The following is a 22,029-nucleotide window of genomic DNA, read 5'->3' on the forward strand; positions in this document are numbered from 1 at the left end:
ATTTCCTGTTTTCTCCCAAGATTCATCCACTAATTATGACACCCCATACTATATACCTTTATAAACTCATTCGCAAACTATTCTATCTCCAAATTTGGTACATATTTCACATGACAAAATAATACGATTTGATTATATTACTCCACTTACATTTCCCTTCTTCAACTAACTCTTTAAATCTTAAAGTCATTACATCCCTTCATACATGAAAAAATTCTCCTGTTCATTAATATTATATTTGAATAATTATTCATTTGACCGACCAGCGATGTTACGTTTTCTCGACAAAAAACTCGCTCTAAAAAGAGCGAGTTTTTTCATTATATATTATTGACCTTTGTACATTGCATCTACTTGTTTTTGAAGTTCCTCATTTTCTAAGAACTCATCATAAGTAGCCTCTTTATCGATTACACCGTTTGGTGTTACTTCGATAATGCGGTTTGCAATTGTTTGCACGAACTGATGGTCATGAGATGTGAATAAGATTGTACCTTTGAATGCAATTAAACCGTTGTTTAATGCTGTGATTGACTCAAGGTCTAAGTGGTTCGTTGGATCGTCAAGTGTGATTACGTTCGCACCACTTAACATCATTTTAGATAACATACAACGAACTTTTTCGCCTCCAGATAATACAGAAACGTTCTTCTTAACTTCTTCACCTGAGAATAACATACGGCCTAAGAAACCACGTAAGAAGCTTTCAGACTCATCTTGTGGAGAGAATTGACGTAACCATTCAACTAAGTTGTAATCACTGTTCTCAAAGTACTTAGAGTTATCTCTTGGGAAGTAAGATTGAGAGGTTGTAACACCCCATTTGAATGAACCGCTATCCGGCTCCATTTCACCCATAAGAATTTTAAATAATGTTGTCATCGCAATATCGTTACGGCCGATAAATGCAACTTTATCACCTTTATTTAAAGTGAAGTACACATTATCTAACACTTTTTCACCATCAATTGTTTTAGACAGACCTTCAACAGTTAATAAGTCATTTCCTACTTCACGCTCAGGTGTGAAGCCAACGAATGGGTAACGACGTGATGACGGTCTAATATCATCTAATGTAATTTTGTCTAATAATTTTTTACGAGAAGTTGCTTGTTTCGCTTTAGAAGCGTTTGAACTAAAGCGTGCAATGAAGTTTTGTAACTCTTTTACTTTCTCTTCTTTTTTCTTATTAGCATCTTGTGTTAATTTTAAAGCTAATTGGCTTGACTCATACCAGAAGTCATAGTTACCAACATAAAGTTGAATTTTACCGAAATCAAGGTCAGCCATGTGCGTACATACTTTATTTAAGAAGTGACGGTCATGGGATACTACGATAACTGTGTTTTCAAAGTTCATTAAGAAGTTTTCTAACCATTGAATCGCTTTTAAGTCCAAGTGGTTGGTAGGCTCATCTAATAATAGAATGTCAGGTTGACCGAATAAAGCTTGAGCAAGTAATACTTTTACTTTCTCTGCCCCAGTTAATTCTGACAATTTCTTATCATGAAGGTCTTCACCAATACCTAAACCTTTAAGAAGAATTGCAGCTTCTGACTCAGCTTCCCAACCGTTAAGCTCAGCGAACTCACCTTCAAGTTCAGCAGCGCGCATTCCATCTTCATCACTAAAGTCTTCTTTCATGTAAATAGCATTTTTCTCTTGCATTACTTTGTAAAGTTGCGTGTGACCCATAATTACTGTTTCTAATACTGGGAACTCTTCATATTCGAAGTGGTTCTGTTTTAATACTGCTAGACGCTCACCTGGCGTAATATGTATGTCACCTGTTGATGGTTCAATTTCTCCAGATAAAATCTTTAGGAATGTAGATTTACCAGCACCGTTTGCTCCGATTAAACCGTAGCAGTTACCTGGCGTGAATTTTATGTTAACATCTTCAAATAATTTGCGATCCGCGAAACGCAAACTAACGTTACTTACTGTAATCATTTGTGTCCTCCTACTAATACCGCTTATTTCAGCGTTTTCTCACCGATTGTCTTAAAAAATCGCATATTACGACTCAATTATTGTAGACTATAGCTATTATATAGTAGAAGCTGGATGAATAGCAACGGTTGATTACCTTTCTACAATGAAATCGGATAGTTTTTGTCCATTCCCCTAGCTATTGTATGTATATCATCGACCTCTTTCTCATATAACCTTTCACTGCTCATTCTGTAATATATCGGATTCATTTTCATCTGAAATATTATATACCGAAAAAACTGTAGAGAAATCATTCCCTACAGTCTCTTCTTATTTCGTATTTATTATTTTCTCTTTGTAACTCTTCATTTTACTCGTTAACCCTATTAACGCCGGTAATAATATCGGCATCACAATTAAAGCTAATAGAAGAAGTGCAACGCCAACTACTGATGCAACTTGTATAAGTGTTAATACACCTGATGGAATTAATGCTGCAAATGTCCCGCCTAAAATTAGCGCCGCTGATAATACAACTCCTCCTATATGACGAGATGCAGTTACAATTTTCGTTACCGAATCCCCTTCTATCTCGTTATAGCGCATCATTACGAAAATACTATAATCCACTCCTAAAGCGACAATCATAATGAAGCTAAAGAATGGAACATTCCAGCTTAATGAATCTACATGTAATACATGTGCACTAATTTGTTCGCTTATACCGAGTGATGCGAAGTACGCTAATAGTAATGAGCCAATAATAAATATTGTGTTTAGTAATGAGCGTGTAATTACGATTAATACAATCGCAATTCCAATTAACATAATTGTAGCTGTACGTAAGAAATCTTGCCCTGTTACTTCTTTTAAATCAACGTTTCTAGCTGTTGTTCCGCCAATTGCTGTTTTCGCATCATGTAATTCCGTTCCCTTTACAGTGCCATCGATTGTTTTATTGATTTCTTGAATAATTGGCATCGCTTCTTTTGAATACGGATTTACATCTAAAATGATAGTCATTTTAGCAATTTTTCTATCCTGTGACATGTACGTGTTCAATGCTTTTTGGAAATCCTCTCCCTCTAGCACTTCTTTTGGAATATAAAACTTCTCAGAGCTCTTCGATTCATTGAGCTCCCCTAAATATTTTTGTGCGTCATGCAGGCCATTACTTACTTTTCCAAGCCCTTCTGTACTTTTAGATAAACCGGATTGTAATTGCCCCATCTTTTCTTGCAGGTCTTTAAGGCCCGTTAAAAGTTGTCCTTGCCCATCGTTTATTTTCGTTAATCCAGATTGTAACTCAACTGATTTATTTGCAATTTGTTTTGAACCTGAAGAACCTTCATTTAATCCATTTTTAAGATCGGCTGCTCCCTTTTGTAACTTATTAACTCCATTGCTCATTTCTTTTAAGCCGTTATCCACTTTCAGTAACGATTGATTCGCTTCTTTAAATGAACTCATCGCCGTTTTGTGCTGTGTTGCTAATTGATTTAATTCATTTGAAAGTACGCTTAATTTCTTTTGAGCCTCTTTAGCAATTCCTATCGTTTGTTGTATGTTTGGATCATTCGCTAATTCTGGTTTCGTTTGAACGAAATTGGTCATTAACATTTCAATTTGTTCATATCCCTTTTTCGCACCATCAATCGCTTGAGAAATACTTCCGAAGTATTGATCGTAAGAGTTTAAACCTTTTTCTAACTGTGCATAACCAGCATGCAGCTGCGACGTTGCATTAGATAGAACATTTATATTTTCGTTTACTGAAGCTAAACCACTCTCAATTTGCTGTGCTCCTTGTGCACCGTCGTTTATGCCATTTGATAATTGATGTAAAGCTGTTCCTAATGCTGATACCCCGTTTTTCGCCTCGTTCGTTCCATCAATTAATTTTTGAACATTCGCAAGACTATTTGAATCATTACTTCCCATTTTATTTTTCGCATCTGTTAATCCATCATTAATTTCCTTTATGCCACCATCGGCATCTCCTAATCCTGTATTCAATTCTCCCGCTTGCTTATTTAAATATAATTCTTTTATCTTCTCACCAGTTGGACGTGTTGGTGCATATACTTCTGACACACCTTTAACTTTCGAAATTTTATCAGTTAATTCGTCTACAATTTGTAGAGAAGTTCCTTCATCCAGCTTTTTATCAGATTGAATGACTAATGTACTCGGTGAAGAGAAACCAGGCGGAAAATGATCCTCTATTACGTTAATACCCATTTTCGACTCATATTTATTGTCTACTTCAAATAAATCGTTGTAATTAAGTGTATTAGAATACTTTAATATGAAAGGAATTGATATCACGAATACAATAATTAAAGCTACAAATGGTCTCACTACTGAGTTTTTCGCAAAGAATCCCCATAGACGACTGTCTTCATGACCTTTAAATGTTTTAACGGGATAAAACATCCCTTTTCCTAAAAGCACCATAAAAAACGGATTTAACGTAGTTAATACTAGTAATAAAACTGCGACACCAATTGCTACCGCTGAAGTAGATTGATATAATTTAAAACTTGCCAACGCAAGTGATGCAAAACCAATTAGCACCGCAATTCCGCTATATAATACAGTTTTACCTGCTGATTTAAATGTTTCTTTTGTAGCTAAAAATGCATTTTCTTGTTTACTTAATTCTTCTTTAAACCTCGTATATAATAAAATATTATAATCTGTTCCTACCCCAAACAGGACGACGACTACGAACACTTGTGTAAAGTTTGAAAATGGAAAATTAAATTGATCTACAAGCTGAGCAATAATCCCCATTGAAACTAAATACGATATACCAACTGTAAGAAGAGAAACAATTGGAACAACTGGTGAACGGAATACGAGGATTAATACTACAAGAATGAAAATGATTGAAATAACTTCTGTCTTTTTCACTCCCTCTTGAGAAGATTTAAGAAAATCACCCGCTATTAAGTCACTTCCTGTTAAATACGTTTTTACCTCTTTCGTTTGCACTTTTTCATGAAGATTATTTGAAACCTTTGATATTTCACCGTGTTTTTTATCTATCGATATTTGCGTTAAAATAGTCGTATTATCTTTAGAAACTAATTGTTTCTCCAAGTCTTTATTGTCTAAATGTGAAACAACTTCCTTAATTCCTAATTGCTCTTTTTCATTTTGCAGGGCGTTGATTGTTTTTGTTATTTCCTTCTTTTGTTCATCTGTTAAAGCTGCCTTATTGCCACTATTAAAAACGGCTATAATTTCATACTTTTCAACTCCTTCTTTATCCATCTCTTTCATCATCTTGTCAGCAATACTGCTTTGCTTTGTATTAGGGATTGTAATTTTCCCTTTTTCCTTCACTAATTTATCCATATTAGGCATCGTTACGACCATTGTAATAGTAATAACTATCCATAATAGAAAAGATAAACTTCTCCAACTTTTTAACTTGCTCATTTGAATCATCTCCCGTTTTGAAAGTTTCACGTTAGTAACGGAATGAACGTTCATTCCTATTATTCTATTACGTTATTTTATAAATTCTATTAAACTAGCCTTTCCGGAATGAATGTTCATTCCCTTAGTTACACAAATATCCTTTCCTACTCTCATTTTTTTAAATCTATTTAGGAATGAATATTCATTCCTGTCCTTATAAAGCTATAGAATCAAATGATTCTAATAGCGTTCCAAGAGCTTTCTTCTAATTCTTTTACTAACTCTTTCGAGTATTCTAATTGCCCTGTTGCAATTACTTTCGTTAATTTTTCTAGCGGTTGATATACAATAATAATTAAAGCAACTGGAGGCAATGGACGAAGAAAACCTTTTGCGATTCCATCTTCAATAATATTCATAAAGAAGCCTATAAAATCATCAAATATTTTCTTACTCTGTTCATCAAGAAAATAACTATCACAGTGAGAATTTGTAAATAAAAAAGCATCTACATTGTTTCTCGCAAATTCAAATAAACGGTTGTACGTATGACTAAACTGTTCACGAATATTTGCTTCAACAGGAAAATCCGTTTTTATTATTTCAGAAAGCTCTAACATACTTTTTGAAAATAATGAGTTAACAAGTGCCTCTTTATTTTCAAAATAGCGATAAATAGTACCCGCACCGACTTTTGCCTTTTCAGCGATCATTGGAATTGTCGTACCATCGTAACCACGCTCTGCAAAAAGTTGCATCGCAGCATCAAAAATATCCTCTTGTTTGTTTTTAGCCATTTTTTCCACCTCTATTTTCAGGAATGAAAATTCATTCCGTTTTTAATTATAAATTACAGGGAATAAAAGTCAAGTGCGTGACAACGTATAGTTGCGATTCTATTCTCTTGTATGTGAATAAAATTATATCAGCGATTTTCAGGATATATCAACTTACCGACAAAAATTAATACGATGAGATGGAGCTATCCCAAAATTTTGTTCGAAACAACTCCATCTTATATGCAAATTAAAAGAAATCATAAATAAACGGCTTGCGCACTGGTACTACATTCTCAAATGCCCGTATTTCCTCTTCGCTTCCGCTAATTAATTCTAATTCATTTAGTTCTAATGGGCGTTTGTATCCAAGCAGTATTGTGGATAGTGCATTTATATCTAGCTTGATCCCTTTATCCATTGGTTCTTCTATAATTGCTATTTCATAATTTGCAAGTCTCACCGATACATTATTCCACGGTGCAAATGAATCTGTAATATGTAAAATGACTTCTTGTTGTACATTGTTCCAGTTTAACTCATACTGTTTTAAGAACTGCTCTACATCTACAATTCTTCCCATAAAATATGGTTTTATTTCTGTTTTCACACGTGGTTCTTGCAATGTATATAACAACTGTTCGTTTTCACTTACTTTCATTTCAAGCTCTTTAATCATAGAATCATGCTGGCAAATAAAATTCCATAGACCATTTCGTGCTTCATTATGCAGTGTTACAAATTCTTCTACTGTCATTTTATAGTTTTCTATTTTGTATAACATGTAACCTGCTGCCTTTTTATTTTCATCATAGTAAATCGCTAATGTTAAATCATCATAAACCGCTTGTAACCACCAGTTCTTCTCTCGAACTAACATACATGAAAAACGTTCTGCAAATGCTTCATAGAGCTTCTCGACTTCTTTTGGATGATTTTCTTTATTAAAACGTTTCACAGTACCATTTACTTGTTTTTTCATCACTAAATCGCTCTTACTTATATGACATTTGAGTAGATTCGCACAAAGTTCCCAGCCGTATTTACGGTAAAATGAAACAGCAAATGGGTGTAACATAGAGACTGTATAGCCATCTTTTTTCATTCTTTGAAGTGAATGTTGAAGTAGCTCTTTTACATACCCACTTCTTCTGTACTCTGGATACGTCGCTACTCCTGCAACGCCACCCATTTTAAATTTTTCTTTACCTATGTAAATATGAAACGGGATGAGGTGTAGTTTTGCAGCTAAGTCTTTCCCTTCCATAATGCCGTATATTTCATGACTTTCCTTCATTTTTGTAAGTTGCTGCTGTAATCGTTCCTCATCTACTTTATATTGAAAAGCGTATTCTGATAAACGTAATGCTTCTCTGAATTTATCTTCTTTTAATTGTATGACATTCATATAATTCTCCTCCATTCCCTTTTTGAATTGTATCATAATTCTCACTATTATAGTTCGGTAAGTGAAATTACAAGGACGTTTTAACAAAAAAGCAGATACATCACGTATCTGCTTTCCACCCTTTTTATTTAGCTAACTTTTGAAGTTCGTCAAAGAATGTAGGATATGATACACCTACTGCTTCTGCATCTTCAATAATTGTTTTTCCTTCTGCTAGGCAGCCAGCAATTGCAAGCATCATTCCGATACGGTGATCACCATAACTATTTACTGTATTGCCTTTTAGAGCTGATTTTCCGTAAATGATCATACCGTCATCAGTTGCTTCTATTCGAGCTCCTAGTTTCGTTAACTCAGCAACTACTGTATCAATACGGTTTGTTTCTTTTACTTTTAATTCGTGTGCATCTTTAATTACTGTAATTCCTTCTGCTTGCGTTGCCGCTAATGCGATTACAGGAATCTCATCGATTAATCTAGGGATAATATCTCCGCCAATTTCAATTCCTTTTAATGAAGATGTTTCGATTGTAATATTTGCAGCTGGTTCTGATGCCCCTTCGTTAATTAGGTCTACAGTGAACGTAGCACCCATTTTTTCTAAAACATCAATAATACCTGTACGGGTTGGATTCATTCCTACATTTTGTAATACTAGTTTACTATTTGGGATGATTGCACCTGCTACTAAGAAAAATGCTGCTGATGATACGTCACCGGGCACTTGAATGTCTGTTGCTGTTAATTTTTGTCCACCTGACAGCTTCACTGTTTTCCCTTCGCGAGTTACTTTAACACCAAATGCTTCGAGCATTCTTTCCGTATGGTCGCGTGAAATATGTGGTTCTGTAACAGCTGTTACACCTTCTGCACGAAGACCTGCAAGTAAAATAGCTGACTTTACTTGTGCACTTGCAACAGGAGAAATATATTCAATTGCTTTTAAATCTCCGCCACGTATTGTTAACGGTGTAAATGTTCCTTCTTCTCGGCCGTCTATGTTTGCGCCCATTTGTTTTAATGGGTTTGTTACACGCTTCATCGGTCTTTTTGCGATAGATTCATCACCTTGTACGCAAGAGAAAAATGGTGTGTTAGCTAATATACCTGACATTAATCGGATTGTTGTACCAGAATTACCAACATCTAATACAGCTTTTGGTTCTTGTAAACCTTCTAATCCTTTACCAACTACAGTAACCTCATCACCGTTTTGCGTAATTTCTACTCCCATTTCTTTAAAACATGAAATCGTACTTAAACAGTCTGCACCGGGCAAGAAACCTTTAATTGTTGTTTTCCCTTCTGCAATAGAACCGAACATAACAGCACGGTGTGAAATGGATTTATCACCTGGGATTGTAATATTGCCATTCAATCCGTTATTAACAGGTTGTATTGTTCTTTCTTTCACGTTTTTCACCTTCTCATTTAAATTGTTTCATAAGTTTGGTATTCTTCTTCTCCAAGCGCTAGTTTTGCTTTCATACGATCTTCTTCCCTTTGGAAGCTAATACGTAATACCCCAAGCAGTCCTTCACGCGCTTCTAATATTTGCAAGTTCGTAATACTAATTTCCTCGCGCGCCAAAATACTCGTAATATGAGCCAATGCCCCCACCTTATCTAATACATCGACGTATAAGTCGTGATAGGCAGGAATTGCCCCTCTCTTTCTTACTGGTAAAGAATCACGGTATTCTTTCGCATCTGCAAAATAGTTTTGAATCTCGCATGCATCTCCGGTAGAAACTGTTTTATATAAATCTTCCATTTCAGAGATCCACTCTTTTAATAATACCATTAAATGCTCACGATTTTGCTTTACAATATCACTCCACATTTTCGGACTACTAGATGCGATACGTGTAATGTCTTTAAACCCTCCAGCAGCTAGCTGATGAATGAGCGGATTATCTCCTGCATGTTTCTCTACTTGCTTCACTAAACCTGCTGCGATAAGGTGCGGGAAATGACTAACGATTCCTGTTACATAATCATGTTCTTCTGTATTTAAAACAAGGAAATGTGATCCCGTTCCTTTTAACCAATCTTTTAACTCTTCCACATGTTCATTTGGCACATGATGCATCGGTGTTAAAATGTAAAATGCATTTTCAAATAAATGCGCTTTTGCACTTTCAACTCCCGTTTTATGAGAACCTGCCATTGGATGTCCACCAATGAAAGATACTTCCTTTGAAAATAAAGTTTCTGCTTCATTCATAATCGTGCCTTTTGTACTACCAACATCAGTCACTATAACATCTTCTCGTAAACGGAATGACGCAAGTTTGTGTAATAGCTTCTTTGTTTCTTCAACTGGAGAAGCAAAAACAATTAAATGTGCCTCTTCACATGCATGCTGTAAATCAACTGCTATTTCATCTACTACGTGTAATTCTTTTGCACGCTCTACTTGTTCTTGAAATATATCATAACCTGTTATCGTTATATCGTGCTCTTTCTTAATTGCTAATGCGAGAGAGCCTCCGATTAAACCAGTTCCAATTAATACTACCTTTTTACGCATTTTCCTCATCTCGAGACTTTCTTTTTTTATTTTCAAAGTGTTGTTGTAACACTGAAATCACCCCTTCATTTTGCTCCCTTGTTCCGACTGTAATACGGATACCATTCGGGAACGGACGAATAATAAATCCTGCATGTGCACAAGCTTCATAAATCTCTCCAGCATTCTCAACTGGCAAGAAGATGAAATTTGTTTGCGATGGATAAAATGGAATATCATTTTCCCTACAAAAGCTCTCGTATTGTTGTAATCCTTCTGTATTCACGCGAACTATTTCTTCAATAAACTCGTCATCACCAAAAGCAATCGTCGCTGCTTTTTGCGCTAATGAAGATACGTTAAATGGCAAACGAACGACATTTAATTTTTCGATTAACTCTTCCTGTCCAACCGCATATCCAACGCGGAAAGAAGCTAATCCGTACGCTTTAGAAAATGTTCTAAGTACAAGAATATTTTTATGTTTTTCTAAAAGCGGTAATGTCTCTGGGAAATCTTTTGCTGTTACGTATTCATAGTACGCTTCATCAATGACAATTAACGTATTTTCACTAATACCTTCAATGAATTGAGTCAATTTTCGGTCATTCACATATGTGCCTGTTGGATTGTTCGGGTTACAAATCCATACAATTTTTGTATCGTTATCTACTACTGAAGAAATTTCTTCTAAGTCGTATACACCGTTATTTAACGCAACTTCCTTCACTTCGCAATCTTCTATAATGGCATGATGACGATACTGTGGGAATGTTTCACCTGCTGTTACAATGTTATCTCCCGCTCGTAATACGGCGCGGCTTATTATTTGAATGATTTCATCTAAACCACTACCACAAAGTACTTGTTCCATTTTCACATGTAACTTATCTGCGATTGTTTGACGGAGCGTTGTAGCACCTCCGTCAGGATATAAAGCATGTTCCAACCACGATTTTTGCAACTCATCTAAAACACGTGGCGAACAGCCGAATGGATTTTCATTCGATGCTAATTTCACAAACGAATGATCTCCGTACACTTCTTTCATTTGTTCTGGTGATTTACCTGGTTTATATGGTTGTAATGATGATAGTTGATCTTTTACTTGCACGTTAAACCCACCTTTTTATTAAAATTCTTTTGCGTAGTTATTGTGTTGCATAATGTTTTGTTTTAATAATTCCATACGATCTTTTCCGAATTGTTCGACTAGTGCATCTGCAAGTTCCCATGCCACAACAGATTCAGCTACTACACCCGCCGCTGGTACTGCGCAACTATCAGATCTTTCAATACTCGCTTGGAATGCTTCTTTCGTATCAATATCAACGCTTGCTAACGGTTTGTATAAAGTAGGAATTGGCTTCATCACGCCTCTTACGATAATTGGCATACCTGTTGTCATACCGCCTTCTAAACCGCCGGCATTATTCGTTCTTCTCGTGTATCCTTTTTCTTCATCCCACAGAATTTCATCATGCACTTTGCTTCCTGGTTGTCGTGCCGCTTCAAAACCTACGCCGATTTCAGCACCTTTAAATGCATTTATACTCATAATTGCACCAGCAAGTTTTGCATCTAATTTACGATCGTAATGGACGTAACTACCGACGCCAATCGGCATACCTTCTGCAATGACTTCCACAATACCACCGATTGAATCTCCACTACTTTTTGCGTTGTCAATCGCATTCATCATTTCTTGCTCTACTTCTTTATCTAAACATCGAACTAGTGAGTTTTCAGTAATTGTTTGAATTTCTTCAATTGATAAGTTTGAAATATGTTTTGCTTTTACTCCACCAATTTCAAGAACATGTCCTGCAATTTCCACGCCTAATTCGCTTAAAATTTGTTTTGCAACTGCACCAGCAGCTACACGAACTGTCGTTTCTCTTGCAGATGACCGCTCTAATACGTTTCTTATATCACGATGACCATATTTAATTGCTCCATTTAAATCTGCATGTCCGGGACGTGGTTTTGTAATTGTACGTTTCATGTCTTTACTTTCTTTTTCCGAAATTGGCTCTGCACCCATTACTTTCGTCCAATGTTTGAAATCATCATTTTTTACAATTAACGTAATCGGTGATCCAAGTGTCATCCCGTGACGAACACCACTTACAATTTCAACTGTATCTGTTTCAATTTGCATACGTCTTCCGCGCCCATGACCTTTTTGTCTTCTTAATAATTCTTTATTAATATGTTCCGCCGTAAGTGTCAAACCTGCTGGTACACCTTCTAAAATAACTGTTAACTGCGGTCCATGTGATTCTCCAGCTGTAATGTATCTCATTTCTCTTGCCCCTTTACTATTTTTTTGTACAAAAAAGTCCCTACTGAGCGCTCAGTAGGGACGATGTTTATCGCGGTACCACCCTAGTTGTAGACTTCTTTCGTCTACCTCTCTTCTTCTTTAACGATCGTTCGACCGTCTTACCCTCCAAAAGTTGTCGGGAAAGATGCTCCAAGGCTGTAATTCATGCTTACCTTTGTACTGATTCACACCGACCATCAGCTCTCTTTAACAGTGAGATAAGCACTACTGTTTCCTCTTCAATGCATATATGATATGGAATTAAGATAATTTATTTTTGAAACCTTTTAACTCATCCATGAATCTATGGAATTCTGGAATGTCCATTTGTTGTGCAGAATCTGATAATGCAACTGCTGGATCTGGATGAACTTCAGCCATTACTGCATCTGCGCCAATTGCAAGTGCCGCTTTCGCTGTTGGTAATAATAAATCTCTGCGTCCAGTTGAATGTGTTACATCAACGATAACTGGTAAATGTGTTTCTTTCTTTAAAATTGGTACTGCAGAAATGTCTAATGTGTTACGTGTTGCTCTTTCGTATGTGCGGATACCGCGCTCACAAAGAATAATTTGATCGTTACCTTGCGCAATGATGTATTCCGCTGCGTTAATGAACTCATCAATTGTTGCTGCTAATCCACGTTTTAATAATACTGGTTTGTTAACTTTACCTACAGCTCGTAATAAATCGAAGTTTTGCATGTTACGTGCACCAACTTGAATTACATCAACGTAGTCTAATGCCATTTCAACATCGTTCGGATTTAAAATTTCACTAATAATTGCTAAGTCAAACTCGTCTGCTACTTGACGTAAAATTTGAAGTCCTTCTACTCCCAAACCTTGGAAATCATATGGAGAAGTTCTCGGTTTGAATGCACCACCGCGCATTAATTTTAAGCCTTGGTCTTTCATCGCTTGCCCTACTTGACGAACTTGTTCTAAACTTTCTACTGCACAAGGTCCCATGATGAACGTTTGTGTTCCGTTTCCAATCAATTCACCTTTTACATCAACGATTGTATTTTCTTGTTTCTTTTTACGTGATACTAGTAACGCTTTACGGTTATCATCTTCTTGTAACTCTAAGCTTGCTTTGAAAATCGTTTTGAAAATATGTTGAACTGTTGATGTTTCGAATGGTCCTTCGTTATGCTCTGCAATCATATCAAGTACTTCACGCTCACGTACTGGATCAAAGCGTTTCGTACCTTGTACTTGCTTTTGCTCTCCAATTTTTTGAACAATTTCACCACGTTTGTTTAAAAGGTGTAATAGTTGTAAGTTAATTTCATCTACCTGTTTACGTAATTGATCTAATTCATGATTTGCCATTTGGAAATCCTCCTCTAATGTTTTAAAAGTATAGTAAGAGAATAAAAAATTCTCTATTTTCTGAACTGACTAATTATACAAATTCATAGTGGAATCGATACCTCTTCTTATTTTAAACTGATAATTCTTACAAAGACATGAACTACTAGTTAAAAACCCACTTTTTTGTACAAAAAAGCCCTACTGATCCAATCAGTAGGGACGATATTTATCGCGGTACCACCCTAGTTGTAGACTTCTTTCGTCTACCTCTCTTCATTGTTAACGATCATCTGACCGTCTTTCCCTTCATAAAGACAATACTATCTTTACTACGAAAAAGATGCTCCAGGACTGTAATTCGCTCTTGTTTATGTACTGGTTTGCACCAACCACCAGCTCTCTGTTACAGGGAAACAACAACTACTGCTTTTCCTTTCAATGCATGACTATTTAATTTTCAAGTTGAACCACTAAAATACAAAAAGTCCCTACTGAATAAATCAGTAGGGACGATATTTATCGCGGTACCACCCTAGTTGTAGACTAACTTTCCGTCTACCTCTCTTCACTGTTAACGATCAATTGACCGCTTTTTCCTCATAAAGACAAACTATCTTTATTACGAAAAAGATGCTCCAAGACTGTAATTCATGATTATCCCTGTACTGGTTCACACCAACCACCAGCTCTCTGTTACAGTAAGACTAACCACTACTGTGATCTCTTCATTGCACTTTGTTTATTCAAATGTTTTTGAAATTGAATAAGTATGATTCGTATTATAGAACGCTTTTCAAAACACTGTCAACAACTTTTTATATATTTTTTTAAATTCCACTTTCGTCCTATAATTCTTTTTGTAAATCACCCATTACAATTCCTATGCGAATTATTTCATTTTCTAGTAAATGTAAAACATATTCCTCTACTTCATACTGAACTAATAATTCTTTTATTTTTATGATTTCTTTTTCAAATAAAACGGCTTCGTGACATGTTTGTAGTAAAATAAAAAACACATTTGCAAATATTTCTTTATGCGCTTTCATACTTTCTTTTTTATGAAGCATTTCAATCAATAACTGCTTCATTTCCTCACCTGCACATTTACCATGTACACTTGAAAATGCACGAGACATAATACATAATCCTTTTTCTAATATTTCATCCATGTATAAAATAATACGTAAAAGCATTACATATTCTCTTGCAGTTATCTCACCCATTTTTGGTCGTTCTCGCAAAAATACACTGAGCCAAGCTGTCCAAAATTTTTGTTGTTCTTTTACACTTAATGTTTTGACGTAATAGCATAAAAACTGCATAAACTTAATTTTATTTTCTTCATTTTCTAGTATGAGTAACGGGTATAACCAATCTGTTTTTTGCTCCCAATATAGTACACATTTAATAAATACAAAGCTAAGCCATTTCAAGAAAGCTTCTCTCGTATGCGGATGTAATACTTCCAAATGTTCTATCGCATACTTAATAAATCGCTTCATTTCTGTAAATAAAGGTAGATTTATTTGCGTGTAACATAAGCCGGCCCATGCATATTCCGTAATCTCATTTTGTTTTTTTAAATCTAAATATGGTAACAAATATTTTCGGCACCATTGTTTTTCAATATGATATAGGAATGTAATATCTGCTATTAAACGAGCAAACATAAAGTTTGTTCGTTCCGAATTAACTCTTACTTGTTCTTCAAATAAAAATAAATATTCATATACATTACGATCGTATAAATGATCATATGATAACAACTTTAATAATACAGCCGTCATTTTTCCAACTGGATGCTGAATTGATTCATTATAAAAATCTTGTTTCCCAAGCTTAAAGTCTGTATCACTCTTCATAACTTGAGGAAACACTGAAAAAGCAAATCGTTTTACAACACGTATACTATTCTCTTCTAACTCTTCTAGTCGATTACTAATTTCATATAGAAAACTACTAATTAACCAATGAAAAGCAGTATTTCTAACAAATTTCTGCAATAGCGGAATAATTTTTTGGATTTGCTCATTCGTCAATCCTCGATTATTTCGCCATTCTCTAATACAAACAAACCATACTTCATTACTTATTTCTTGCACTCCTACTAATTGGTATGCAAATGAAATACTCCACTCTGTGTTTAATTTACATGCTTTTGATAACATCTCTAAAAAATGGCGTTGTTCAAAAACACCATCTTGCGAAAATTGCTGAACTTGCTTCATAATTTCAACATCTTTCAGCTGCAATAATCCGTCAGCAGTTACATTACAAGTAATGCTTTCTGCTGTATCCTCTTTCTTTTGTACACTGTATCGTTCAGAATGAAAATGAGGATGCTTTTGCTTCATTAACTCATACCCATTTGCCGTAGATGGGCTATTCGAATCACACTTGAATAATAAGTCTAATACGAGACATGCATCAAATACCCTCTCTTCTGTAAGATGCTTTATTACAGTTCGAGTGACTTCTTCTTTTGTTTTTTCTAAACAATGTGCATAATGCCTTTTTAAAAGTTGAAAAACTTCGTGTTTATAAGTGAAATCTAAAAGAAGTCCTTCATGTAACAACCATTTCATTTTGTCATCTACACGAACAAAAATATTTTTATTCATCGCATCAATTGCAATTCGCTTTTGAAGTACACTATTTGCTTCTATCATTTCTGTAATATAATAATCCGCTTTTTTCTCATTGTTTTCGCATAAATAAGTTAGACACTCTTTTACAATTCGTATTAAAAATGCAAGGTCATTTTGATGAAACTCTTTCTCTACATTTTCCTTATTTCTTTTTTTCAGTGCCGTTTGTCTTAACGACAACATTCTCAATTTTTCTAATCCAATCATCATAATTGGAACAGCATAATAAGCGATATATGGCCTCATCTTTTCGTTCCAAATTTGCTCCACATGAGAAAATGTAGATACTGGTAAGCGACTCGATTCCTCGAGTTCTATTGATTCTTGCGTATCATTTCCCCATTTTCTTACACGTTTCAACTTCAGTTTTCCGTCTAAAATAAAAGTTAGTAACAATAAGGCAATTTCTTTATGCTCAGGAAAAGAACATTTTTGCAGTAACTTAGAAATCTTTTCTATAGAGCTACTATCTTTTTCAGCTGTTTCTAATAAAAGGAGTGTCCACCTTGCAAACAACAACGGGTCCATCTTACTCTTCGTTTCGTTTAAGTAGTTACAAATTGTTTTCCATAATAACGGTGATATTTTAGAATAGTTTTTATAAATTAATTGAAATAATTCTTTCTGATGACTAAAAAGAAATTGTTCCACTAACCATTCTGCAAGTAATTCATCTACTTCATTATAGTTTGGCGTAAGCATAAACAAATTTTGTAATTTACCTTCTGCTTCTAACCATTCGACCCATTCATAATCATGAGCAAATTCCACAAAGTAACGTACTGTTTCAATTTTTTTAATCGATTGCTTTATGTATGATAATTGTTCCTGTTCTACTGACGGGGGAACCGTTACAATATCCCGAATACGCATTCTTTTCGTAATATAATTATCACCCATTAATTCAGCCCAGCGTTTTACCGCTTTTACAAGGGATTGATGATTATTCACCTTATTCGGATACACAATTGGTCTTATCCCTAAATGTTCCCAGTGGTATGTATTTTCTCCTTGTGCGACAAAAGCAAATCGTCTTGTACTTGGTGGTAAACCAGTTGCTAAATATTTCATTACTGGGTCATTATGACTATATCCAACGAATAAAACGGTGTAATTTGAGAATAGATCAACTAAAAACCTTCTCGCCCACCCTTCCGTTAAGTAAGCCCTTCCAAAATCACCATCTGTTAAAATTAAAGCCTCTTTCTCCTGTTCTACATTACCATGTATGTAAGCAAGACCTTTAAAAGCTCTCCCAGTCGGTAAAGCTGGAGCGTAATAAACATTGATATCTCTATTTATTTCTTTAATTGCAGTTGTAAAATGTTGATCAAAATTTGTTGTTACAATGCGGATATCTGTATCTAAAGGAAATAACCTTGGAATTGCATAATGCAATGGATTCGGTTTTGATTTCTCTATATGAACGAGATCTCTTGCGACTTGATGTACATCTTTTGTTTTCGCAATTTTGCCAAGATAATAATCATGTGGCTCTGTTATTTCACGTTTTTCGACATATAACGTTTTTGCAATTTCATCAACTAAATCATCAAAATTCGGTAAGTTTGATTTCCCTTTCATAGAAACTCCCGCTCCAACAAATAACACTAACTTTCCTTGCTCAAGGTGATCAATTAACTCATCTGGAATTTCTACTTCTGAAGTAATCCACATCTTGGATTCCCCCTTACCTAAAAATGTCATACACTCTCATTTTACTATAACATTTTTTCATTGTTTTTATAATATTTAGACTAAATTCCGAACATGAAAAAGTTTTATGTAAATAAATCCGTTACAATGTATGAACTCCAGAATTTATTGAAAAACTATGTATAAATCGGAGGTGTAAATTTTGAATGATTTCACAGTAGTGCTTATCAAGTTTATATCGTGCATTATCGCATTTAGCATTGGGCTTGCTTTATTTTTCCCTGCAACGTTTGTTCAAATTATTTCATTCAGTCTCTTTGTTACAATCGTATCCTACATGTTCGTTGATAAAATTATTTTAAATCGAATTGGCAATACTGGTGCCATTATGTCGGATTTCTTATTAACATATTTAAGCGTATGGATTTTCGGTAATATTTTATTAGACAACTATATGCAAATTGCATGGGGCAGTATCCTTTCTGCCATCGTCTTCACTTTATCTGAAGTAATCGTTCATCGCTTCTCTAACTCTCATACAAGGCACAACAATGATAACATTCGTATTAATCGCCGCTTTGCATATGGTACAGAGTTTGCTGAAGAACAAAATATATTGGATAAAGATAAGAAAAAGTAACGTTTTAATGCAGGAGCGCCCTTTTTAATTATGTGGTGCTCCTTTTTTGTATTTTTTCATTATGGTACGTGAAATTATATAAGTGATTATTTCAAAATACCGAATTACTAACAATATTTGACGCTATTTTTTCTAATAAAAAACTGCCTCTTATTTAGAGGCAGCCACTTTTAAGTCTTTTACTGCAACAACATCCGCAAACGCTCCCAATACTGCGTTATGATGTTTCACAATATCTTCAGCACGTAACACTTCTGTATTAAATGTACTATGCGCATCACTCACTAACGTTACTTTATACCCTTCACTACATGCTCTGCGCGTTGTCGTATCTACACAATACTCTGTTTGCATTCCCGAAAGAATAACGTGTTCAATTCCTTTCTCTTGTAACACTTCGCTTAAGTTTGTATTATGGAATGAATCTGGAGTCGTCTTTTCAACTATATTATCTCCTTCTTGCGGAGCGATGGCCGCATGGATTCGCCATCCATCCGTACCTTTTTCTAACGGATGGTCTTTAGGACCGTTATGTTGGATATAAATAACTGGAATATCATTTGAACGACATTCCCTAATAAGCTCTTGCAATGTTTGTAAAAACTTTCCCCCATTATGTACTGGCATTCCAGCTGTATACATACCCGCTTGCACATCAATTACGATTAATGCTTTTTTCATTTCACACATCCCCCTTTATTTGTATAAGCCATTATTATTGTTTATATTCCATCATCCAACAATCTTCTAATTTCCCCTCATGCAACTCATGTTCCTTTAAAATCTTTACTTTTTTAAATCCACTTTTTTCATAACACTTTAATGCTCGTTCATTATTTACTTTCGGATCCATTGCAATTGCTTCTGCTCCCATTTCACCCATAATATATGTAATTGCTGCCTGAACGAGTTTTGTTCCAATTCCCTTTCCCCAATAGGCTGGTTCACCGATAAATTGGTCCATACCCCATACATTTTGTGATTCTTTATAGCCATATAACGCTTTCCACTCTGAATCCACTGGGTACATTTGTATGTAACCAATCGGAATGGTATCAAATTCTATTAAACATCTTTTTTCATTACTGTTTGGACTATGTATAAAATGATCAAGCACCTTTTCTACAGATTGCGGATTATCTCGTCCTTCGTAATACCGCAGGACTGCTGGGTCCGTTAACCATTTAGAAATGATAGATGCATCATCTTCCATTACGTATCTAATCAATAAACCTTCTTTTTGAAAAAGCATATTATACCTCTATTATTTCTTTATATTTTTTCTTGCTGTTACATCTTTCATTGCACCTACTAATGCATATGGTAGTAATGTAATCGCAAAAAATGCTGTAAATACGTTAAGTTGCGGGATTGTATAGAGTGTGAACCATTCAGTGAAAAATTGAGAATTTAATATTCTATTAAAAAACTCTCCGCCTGGCCTAAAGTTTGGCGCCCACGCAGTGATTTCACACAAAATAAACAGTAACTGAACAATAAAAAATGCCCCTAGATAACGAAACCAAGTCCGTTTCCATATAGGTTGTGCATTTTTTAATATATCTCCCATCTTACCCCCTCCTTAAATATCCATCATATTAATTATACACTTTCCTCACTTTATTTGTTAAAATTTTCTATATAATTAATGCTGTTGGGGGGAAATACATTATGTCTAATCCTATACTTACATCCACTTTAATCATTCTTAGAGGAAACTCCTCAAGTGGTAAAACAACGATTGCAAAACAACTACAAGAACATTTCGGACAAGGAACACTTTTAGTATCACAGGATGTTGTACGTAGAGATATGCTTAGAGTACACGACACAATGGGTAATTTATCACATGATTTACTATTTGAAATTACGAAGTACGGAAAAGGAAAATGTGAATTTGTTATTTTAGAAGGTATATTGAACAGTCATAGGTATGGTGAGATGTTAAAAGAATTAATTCGTTATTTTGATGAAAATGCATTTGCATATTACTTTGATTTATCATTAGAGGAAACTATTAGACGACATAACACAAGAGACAAACGACATGAATTTGGTGAGGATTCCCTACAAAAATGGTATAATCCGCACGATACTATTAAGGTTGCCAGAGAAACTATTTTTACAGATAACTTTACGCAAAAAGATATATTTGATGCGATTCTTAATGATGTTGCGATACAAAAACAAGACTAATATAATATGTTAGTCTTGTTATGTACTTTGTGTTTCCGTTTTTATAATTGAACAATCTTTACATAAATAATAGTATATATTCATTTCCCCAAACTGGAAATCAACTACTGAAATAAGTTCACGTTCCTCGATATCTTGTGTAATTGTAGCAACATACTTCATCTCTTTAGAACAAGTTGGACACGCCAAATGCTCTGGAAGATCCGCATATAATGGTGCCCCTAATAATCTACATACATATTCAGAACCGAACAAGTCAAAAGCTTCCCAGTAACTATCTTCATCTGTAGGTATATCTTCATTTTTCATATTTATAAGCTTTACCGTTGTTTTTGGTAATGAAACTGGTAACTTATCTTCCTCTTCCATTATCCATTCTTCTGTATTTTGCTGCTTTATGATTTGAACTGTTTTACCTCCATCACTTAACTGAAAATATTGCGGTTCCCACACCATCGCGCAGTTCAAGCATGAAACGAATGGTAAAATATTTAGTTCATTACTTTTAAGTTCAGCAAGTCTCCCATCTTTTAAATCAAAACAGAGAATTTGATGCATCTTCTCACCGCATAACTTACATACTGGCAAATTACAATCTTGACCGCCAAAGTAATGATTATATGAACCTCTTCCTTCAATTACTCTATACCCTTTCCGCTCATTACAATGTGCGCCATATAATTCTATTGTCATATTCTATCCTCGCCTTTTATAAGAATGATTCACAAAATGATAATAATTAAGACTAAAAAACATCGTCTTCCTGAATAGTTTCCATAATAAATTCTTTTAAACTCGGAGATATTTCTTCCATTTCGTCATCCGCGTGATACCAAATATATATTTTATCATCCATTTTTCCATTATTTATTTTAAAGCACAATTTATCCCCTGAACCATCGTCACCAATTATGATAAGATTTTCTGGTATAGACTCATCTCTCATGTCAATATTTTGTCTAACAATATCATCCCAAGTTTTCGTTACATTTCTATTATCTTTAATCGGATATAGTATCCATTCCCCTATTTCAGCATTATTAACTAATTTAATAAGATCCCTATATTGATTTGGGAAAGCAGCACCTAGCTTTTCTTCCGTTTCTTTTATTTGCAACTCCAATACACCTTGTTTCTTTGTTTCAATATATTCTCTTACTTCTTTCATGAAATACACCTAT

General features: G+C 34.8%; 17 protein-coding genes and 3 other annotated features. Of the genes, 2 read left to right on the forward strand and 15 right to left on the reverse strand.

What is annotated here, in order from left to right:
- Positions 1-327 precede the first annotated feature (327 nt).
- From NST90_RS14275 to NST90_RS14320, 10 genes are all read right to left on the reverse strand, one after another.
- Positions 328-1,953, reverse strand: coding sequence for an ATP-binding cassette domain-containing protein (locus NST90_RS14275; protein WP_000633864.1), 1,626 nt, complete (start codon positions 1,951-1,953; stop codon positions 328-330).
- A gap of 312 nt (positions 1,954-2,265) precedes the next feature.
- Positions 2,266-5,382: an MMPL family transporter gene (locus NST90_RS14280; RefSeq protein ID WP_025709545.1), complete on the reverse strand. Its 3,117-nt coding sequence runs from the start codon at positions 5,380-5,382 to the stop codon at positions 2,266-2,268.
- 212 nt (positions 5,383-5,594) lie between these two features.
- A complete protein-coding gene (locus NST90_RS14285; protein WP_001107299.1) occupies positions 5,595-6,161 on the reverse strand; it encodes a TetR/AcrR family transcriptional regulator in 567 nt (188 codons plus the stop codon).
- Positions 6,162-6,390: 229 nt separating this feature from the next.
- Positions 6,391-7,548: a GNAT family N-acetyltransferase gene (locus NST90_RS14290; protein WP_001100927.1), complete on the reverse strand. Its 1,158-nt coding sequence runs from the start codon at positions 7,546-7,548 to the stop codon at positions 6,391-6,393.
- A gap of 124 nt (positions 7,549-7,672) precedes the next feature.
- Positions 7,673-8,962, reverse strand: a complete 1,290-nt coding sequence (aroA, locus tag NST90_RS14295) for a 3-phosphoshikimate 1-carboxyvinyltransferase (RefSeq protein ID WP_000664630.1) — start codon at positions 8,960-8,962, stop codon at positions 7,673-7,675.
- A gap of 17 nt (positions 8,963-8,979) precedes the next feature.
- Complete coding sequence (gene tyrA, locus NST90_RS14300) at positions 8,980-10,080, reverse strand: prephenate dehydrogenase (protein WP_001228124.1); 1,101 nt, start codon at positions 10,078-10,080, stop codon at positions 8,980-8,982.
- Complete coding sequence (hisC, locus tag NST90_RS14305) at positions 10,073-11,173, reverse strand: histidinol-phosphate transaminase (protein WP_283748158.1); 1,101 nt, start codon at positions 11,171-11,173, stop codon at positions 10,073-10,075. The genes tyrA and hisC overlap by 8 nt, the downstream gene beginning before the upstream one ends.
- Positions 11,174-11,191: 18 nt before the next feature.
- Positions 11,192-12,364, reverse strand: coding sequence for a chorismate synthase (gene aroC, locus NST90_RS14310; protein WP_046392823.1), 1,173 nt, complete (start codon positions 12,362-12,364; stop codon positions 11,192-11,194).
- A gap of 53 nt (positions 12,365-12,417) precedes the next feature.
- Positions 12,418-12,637 (reverse strand) — a binding site (T-box leader).
- Between the two features lie 9 nt (positions 12,638-12,646).
- The gene (locus NST90_RS14315) at positions 12,647-13,723 is read right to left on the reverse strand and encodes a bifunctional 3-deoxy-7-phosphoheptulonate synthase/chorismate mutase (RefSeq protein ID WP_001273575.1); all 1,077 of its coding nucleotides are present in this window, start codon (positions 13,721-13,723) and stop codon (positions 12,647-12,649) included.
- 194 nt (positions 13,724-13,917) lie between these two features.
- Positions 13,918-14,153: a binding site (T-box leader), on the reverse strand.
- Positions 14,154-14,207: 54 nt separating this feature from the next.
- Positions 14,208-14,443, reverse strand: a binding site (T-box leader).
- A 107-nt stretch (positions 14,444-14,550) separates the two neighbouring features.
- Positions 14,551-18,033: a DUF4020 domain-containing protein gene (locus tag NST90_RS14320; protein WP_000265213.1), complete on the reverse strand. Its 3,483-nt coding sequence runs from the start codon at positions 18,031-18,033 to the stop codon at positions 14,551-14,553.
- Between the two features lie 181 nt (positions 18,034-18,214).
- Here NST90_RS14320 and NST90_RS14325 point away from each other — a divergent pair, with 181 nt between their 5' ends.
- Entirely contained in the window at positions 18,215-18,652 is a 438-nt protein-coding gene (locus NST90_RS14325) for a YndM family protein (protein WP_000997702.1), read from the forward strand.
- Positions 18,653-18,802: 150 nt separating this feature from the next.
- Here NST90_RS14325 and NST90_RS14330 read toward each other — a convergent pair whose 3' ends face one another.
- Genes NST90_RS14330 through NST90_RS14340 form a run of 3 tightly spaced genes read right to left on the reverse strand, consistent with a single transcriptional unit; the run spans position 18,803 to position 20,222 of the window.
- Positions 18,803-19,333: a cysteine hydrolase family protein gene (locus NST90_RS14330; RefSeq protein ID WP_000709539.1), complete on the reverse strand. Its 531-nt coding sequence runs from the start codon at positions 19,331-19,333 to the stop codon at positions 18,803-18,805.
- Positions 19,334-19,367: 34 nt separating this feature from the next.
- Positions 19,368-19,904, reverse strand: coding sequence for a GNAT family N-acetyltransferase (locus NST90_RS14335; RefSeq protein ID WP_046392824.1), 537 nt, complete (start codon positions 19,902-19,904; stop codon positions 19,368-19,370).
- Between the two features lie 12 nt (positions 19,905-19,916).
- A complete protein-coding gene (locus tag NST90_RS14340) occupies positions 19,917-20,222 on the reverse strand; it encodes a YfzA family protein (protein WP_000502340.1) in 306 nt (101 codons plus the stop codon).
- Between the two features lie 101 nt (positions 20,223-20,323).
- Between NST90_RS14340 and NST90_RS14345 the strand changes: the two genes are divergently transcribed.
- Positions 20,324-20,848, forward strand: a complete 525-nt coding sequence (locus NST90_RS14345) for a kinase (protein ID WP_046392825.1) — start codon at positions 20,324-20,326, stop codon at positions 20,846-20,848.
- An 18-nt stretch (positions 20,849-20,866) separates the two neighbouring features.
- On the opposite strand, the gene NST90_RS14350 is transcribed toward NST90_RS14345, so the two are convergent.
- Both NST90_RS14350 and NST90_RS14355 read right to left on the reverse strand, forming a co-directional pair.
- Positions 20,867-21,541, reverse strand: a complete 675-nt coding sequence (locus NST90_RS14350) for a hypothetical protein (protein WP_000151352.1) — start codon at positions 21,539-21,541, stop codon at positions 20,867-20,869.
- Positions 21,542-21,593: 52 nt separating this feature from the next.
- Positions 21,594-22,016, reverse strand: coding sequence for an SMI1/KNR4 family protein (locus NST90_RS14355; protein ID WP_000665935.1), 423 nt, complete (start codon positions 22,014-22,016; stop codon positions 21,594-21,596).
- Between the last annotated feature and the right edge of the window lie 13 nt (positions 22,017-22,029).

The sequence above is a fragment of the Bacillus sp. FSL E2-8900 genome (assembly GCF_037966225.1).
GTDB classification, from domain to species: domain Bacteria; phylum Bacillota; class Bacilli; order Bacillales; family Bacillaceae_G; genus Bacillus_A; species Bacillus_A cereus.

Coding starts and splice junctions, on each gene's coding strand:
- NST90_RS14275 (WP_000633864.1), bottom strand. CDS start 1,953: ATGATTACAGTAAGTAACGTTAGTTTGCGTTTCGCGGATCGCAAATTA.
- tyrA (WP_001228124.1), bottom strand. CDS start 10,080: ATGCGTAAAAAGGTAGTATTAATTGGAACTGGTTTAATCGGAGGCTCT.
- NST90_RS14330 (WP_000709539.1), bottom strand. CDS start 19,333: ATGAAAAAAGCATTAATCGTAATTGATGTGCAAGCGGGTATGTATACA.
- NST90_RS14315 (WP_001273575.1), bottom strand. CDS start 13,723: ATGGCAAATCATGAATTAGATCAATTACGTAAACAGGTAGATGAAATT.
- NST90_RS14290 (WP_001100927.1), bottom strand. CDS start 7,548: ATGAATGTCATACAATTAAAAGAAGATAAATTCAGAGAAGCATTACGT.
- NST90_RS14355 (WP_000665935.1), bottom strand. CDS start 22,016: ATGAAAGAAGTAAGAGAATATATTGAAACAAAGAAACAAGGTGTATTG.
- NST90_RS14285 (WP_001107299.1), bottom strand. CDS start 6,161: ATGGCTAAAAACAAACAAGAGGATATTTTTGATGCTGCGATGCAACTT.
- aroC (WP_046392823.1), bottom strand. CDS start 12,364: ATGAGATACATTACAGCTGGAGAATCACATGGACCGCAGTTAACAGTT.
- NST90_RS14280 (WP_025709545.1), bottom strand. CDS start 5,382: ATGAGCAAGTTAAAAAGTTGGAGAAGTTTATCTTTTCTATTATGGATA.
- NST90_RS14340 (WP_000502340.1), bottom strand. CDS start 20,222: ATGGGAGATATATTAAAAAATGCACAACCTATATGGAAACGGACTTGG.
- NST90_RS14320 (WP_000265213.1), bottom strand. CDS start 18,033: ATGTGGATTACTTCAGAAGTAGAAATTCCAGATGAGTTAATTGATCAC.
- NST90_RS14350 (WP_000151352.1), bottom strand. CDS start 21,541: ATGACAATAGAATTATATGGCGCACATTGTAATGAGCGGAAAGGGTAT.
- NST90_RS14345 (WP_046392825.1), top strand. CDS start 20,324: ATGTCTAATCCTATACTTACATCCACTTTAATCATTCTTAGAGGAAAC.
- NST90_RS14335 (WP_046392824.1), bottom strand. CDS start 19,904: ATGCTTTTTCAAAAAGAAGGTTTATTGATTAGATACGTAATGGAAGAT.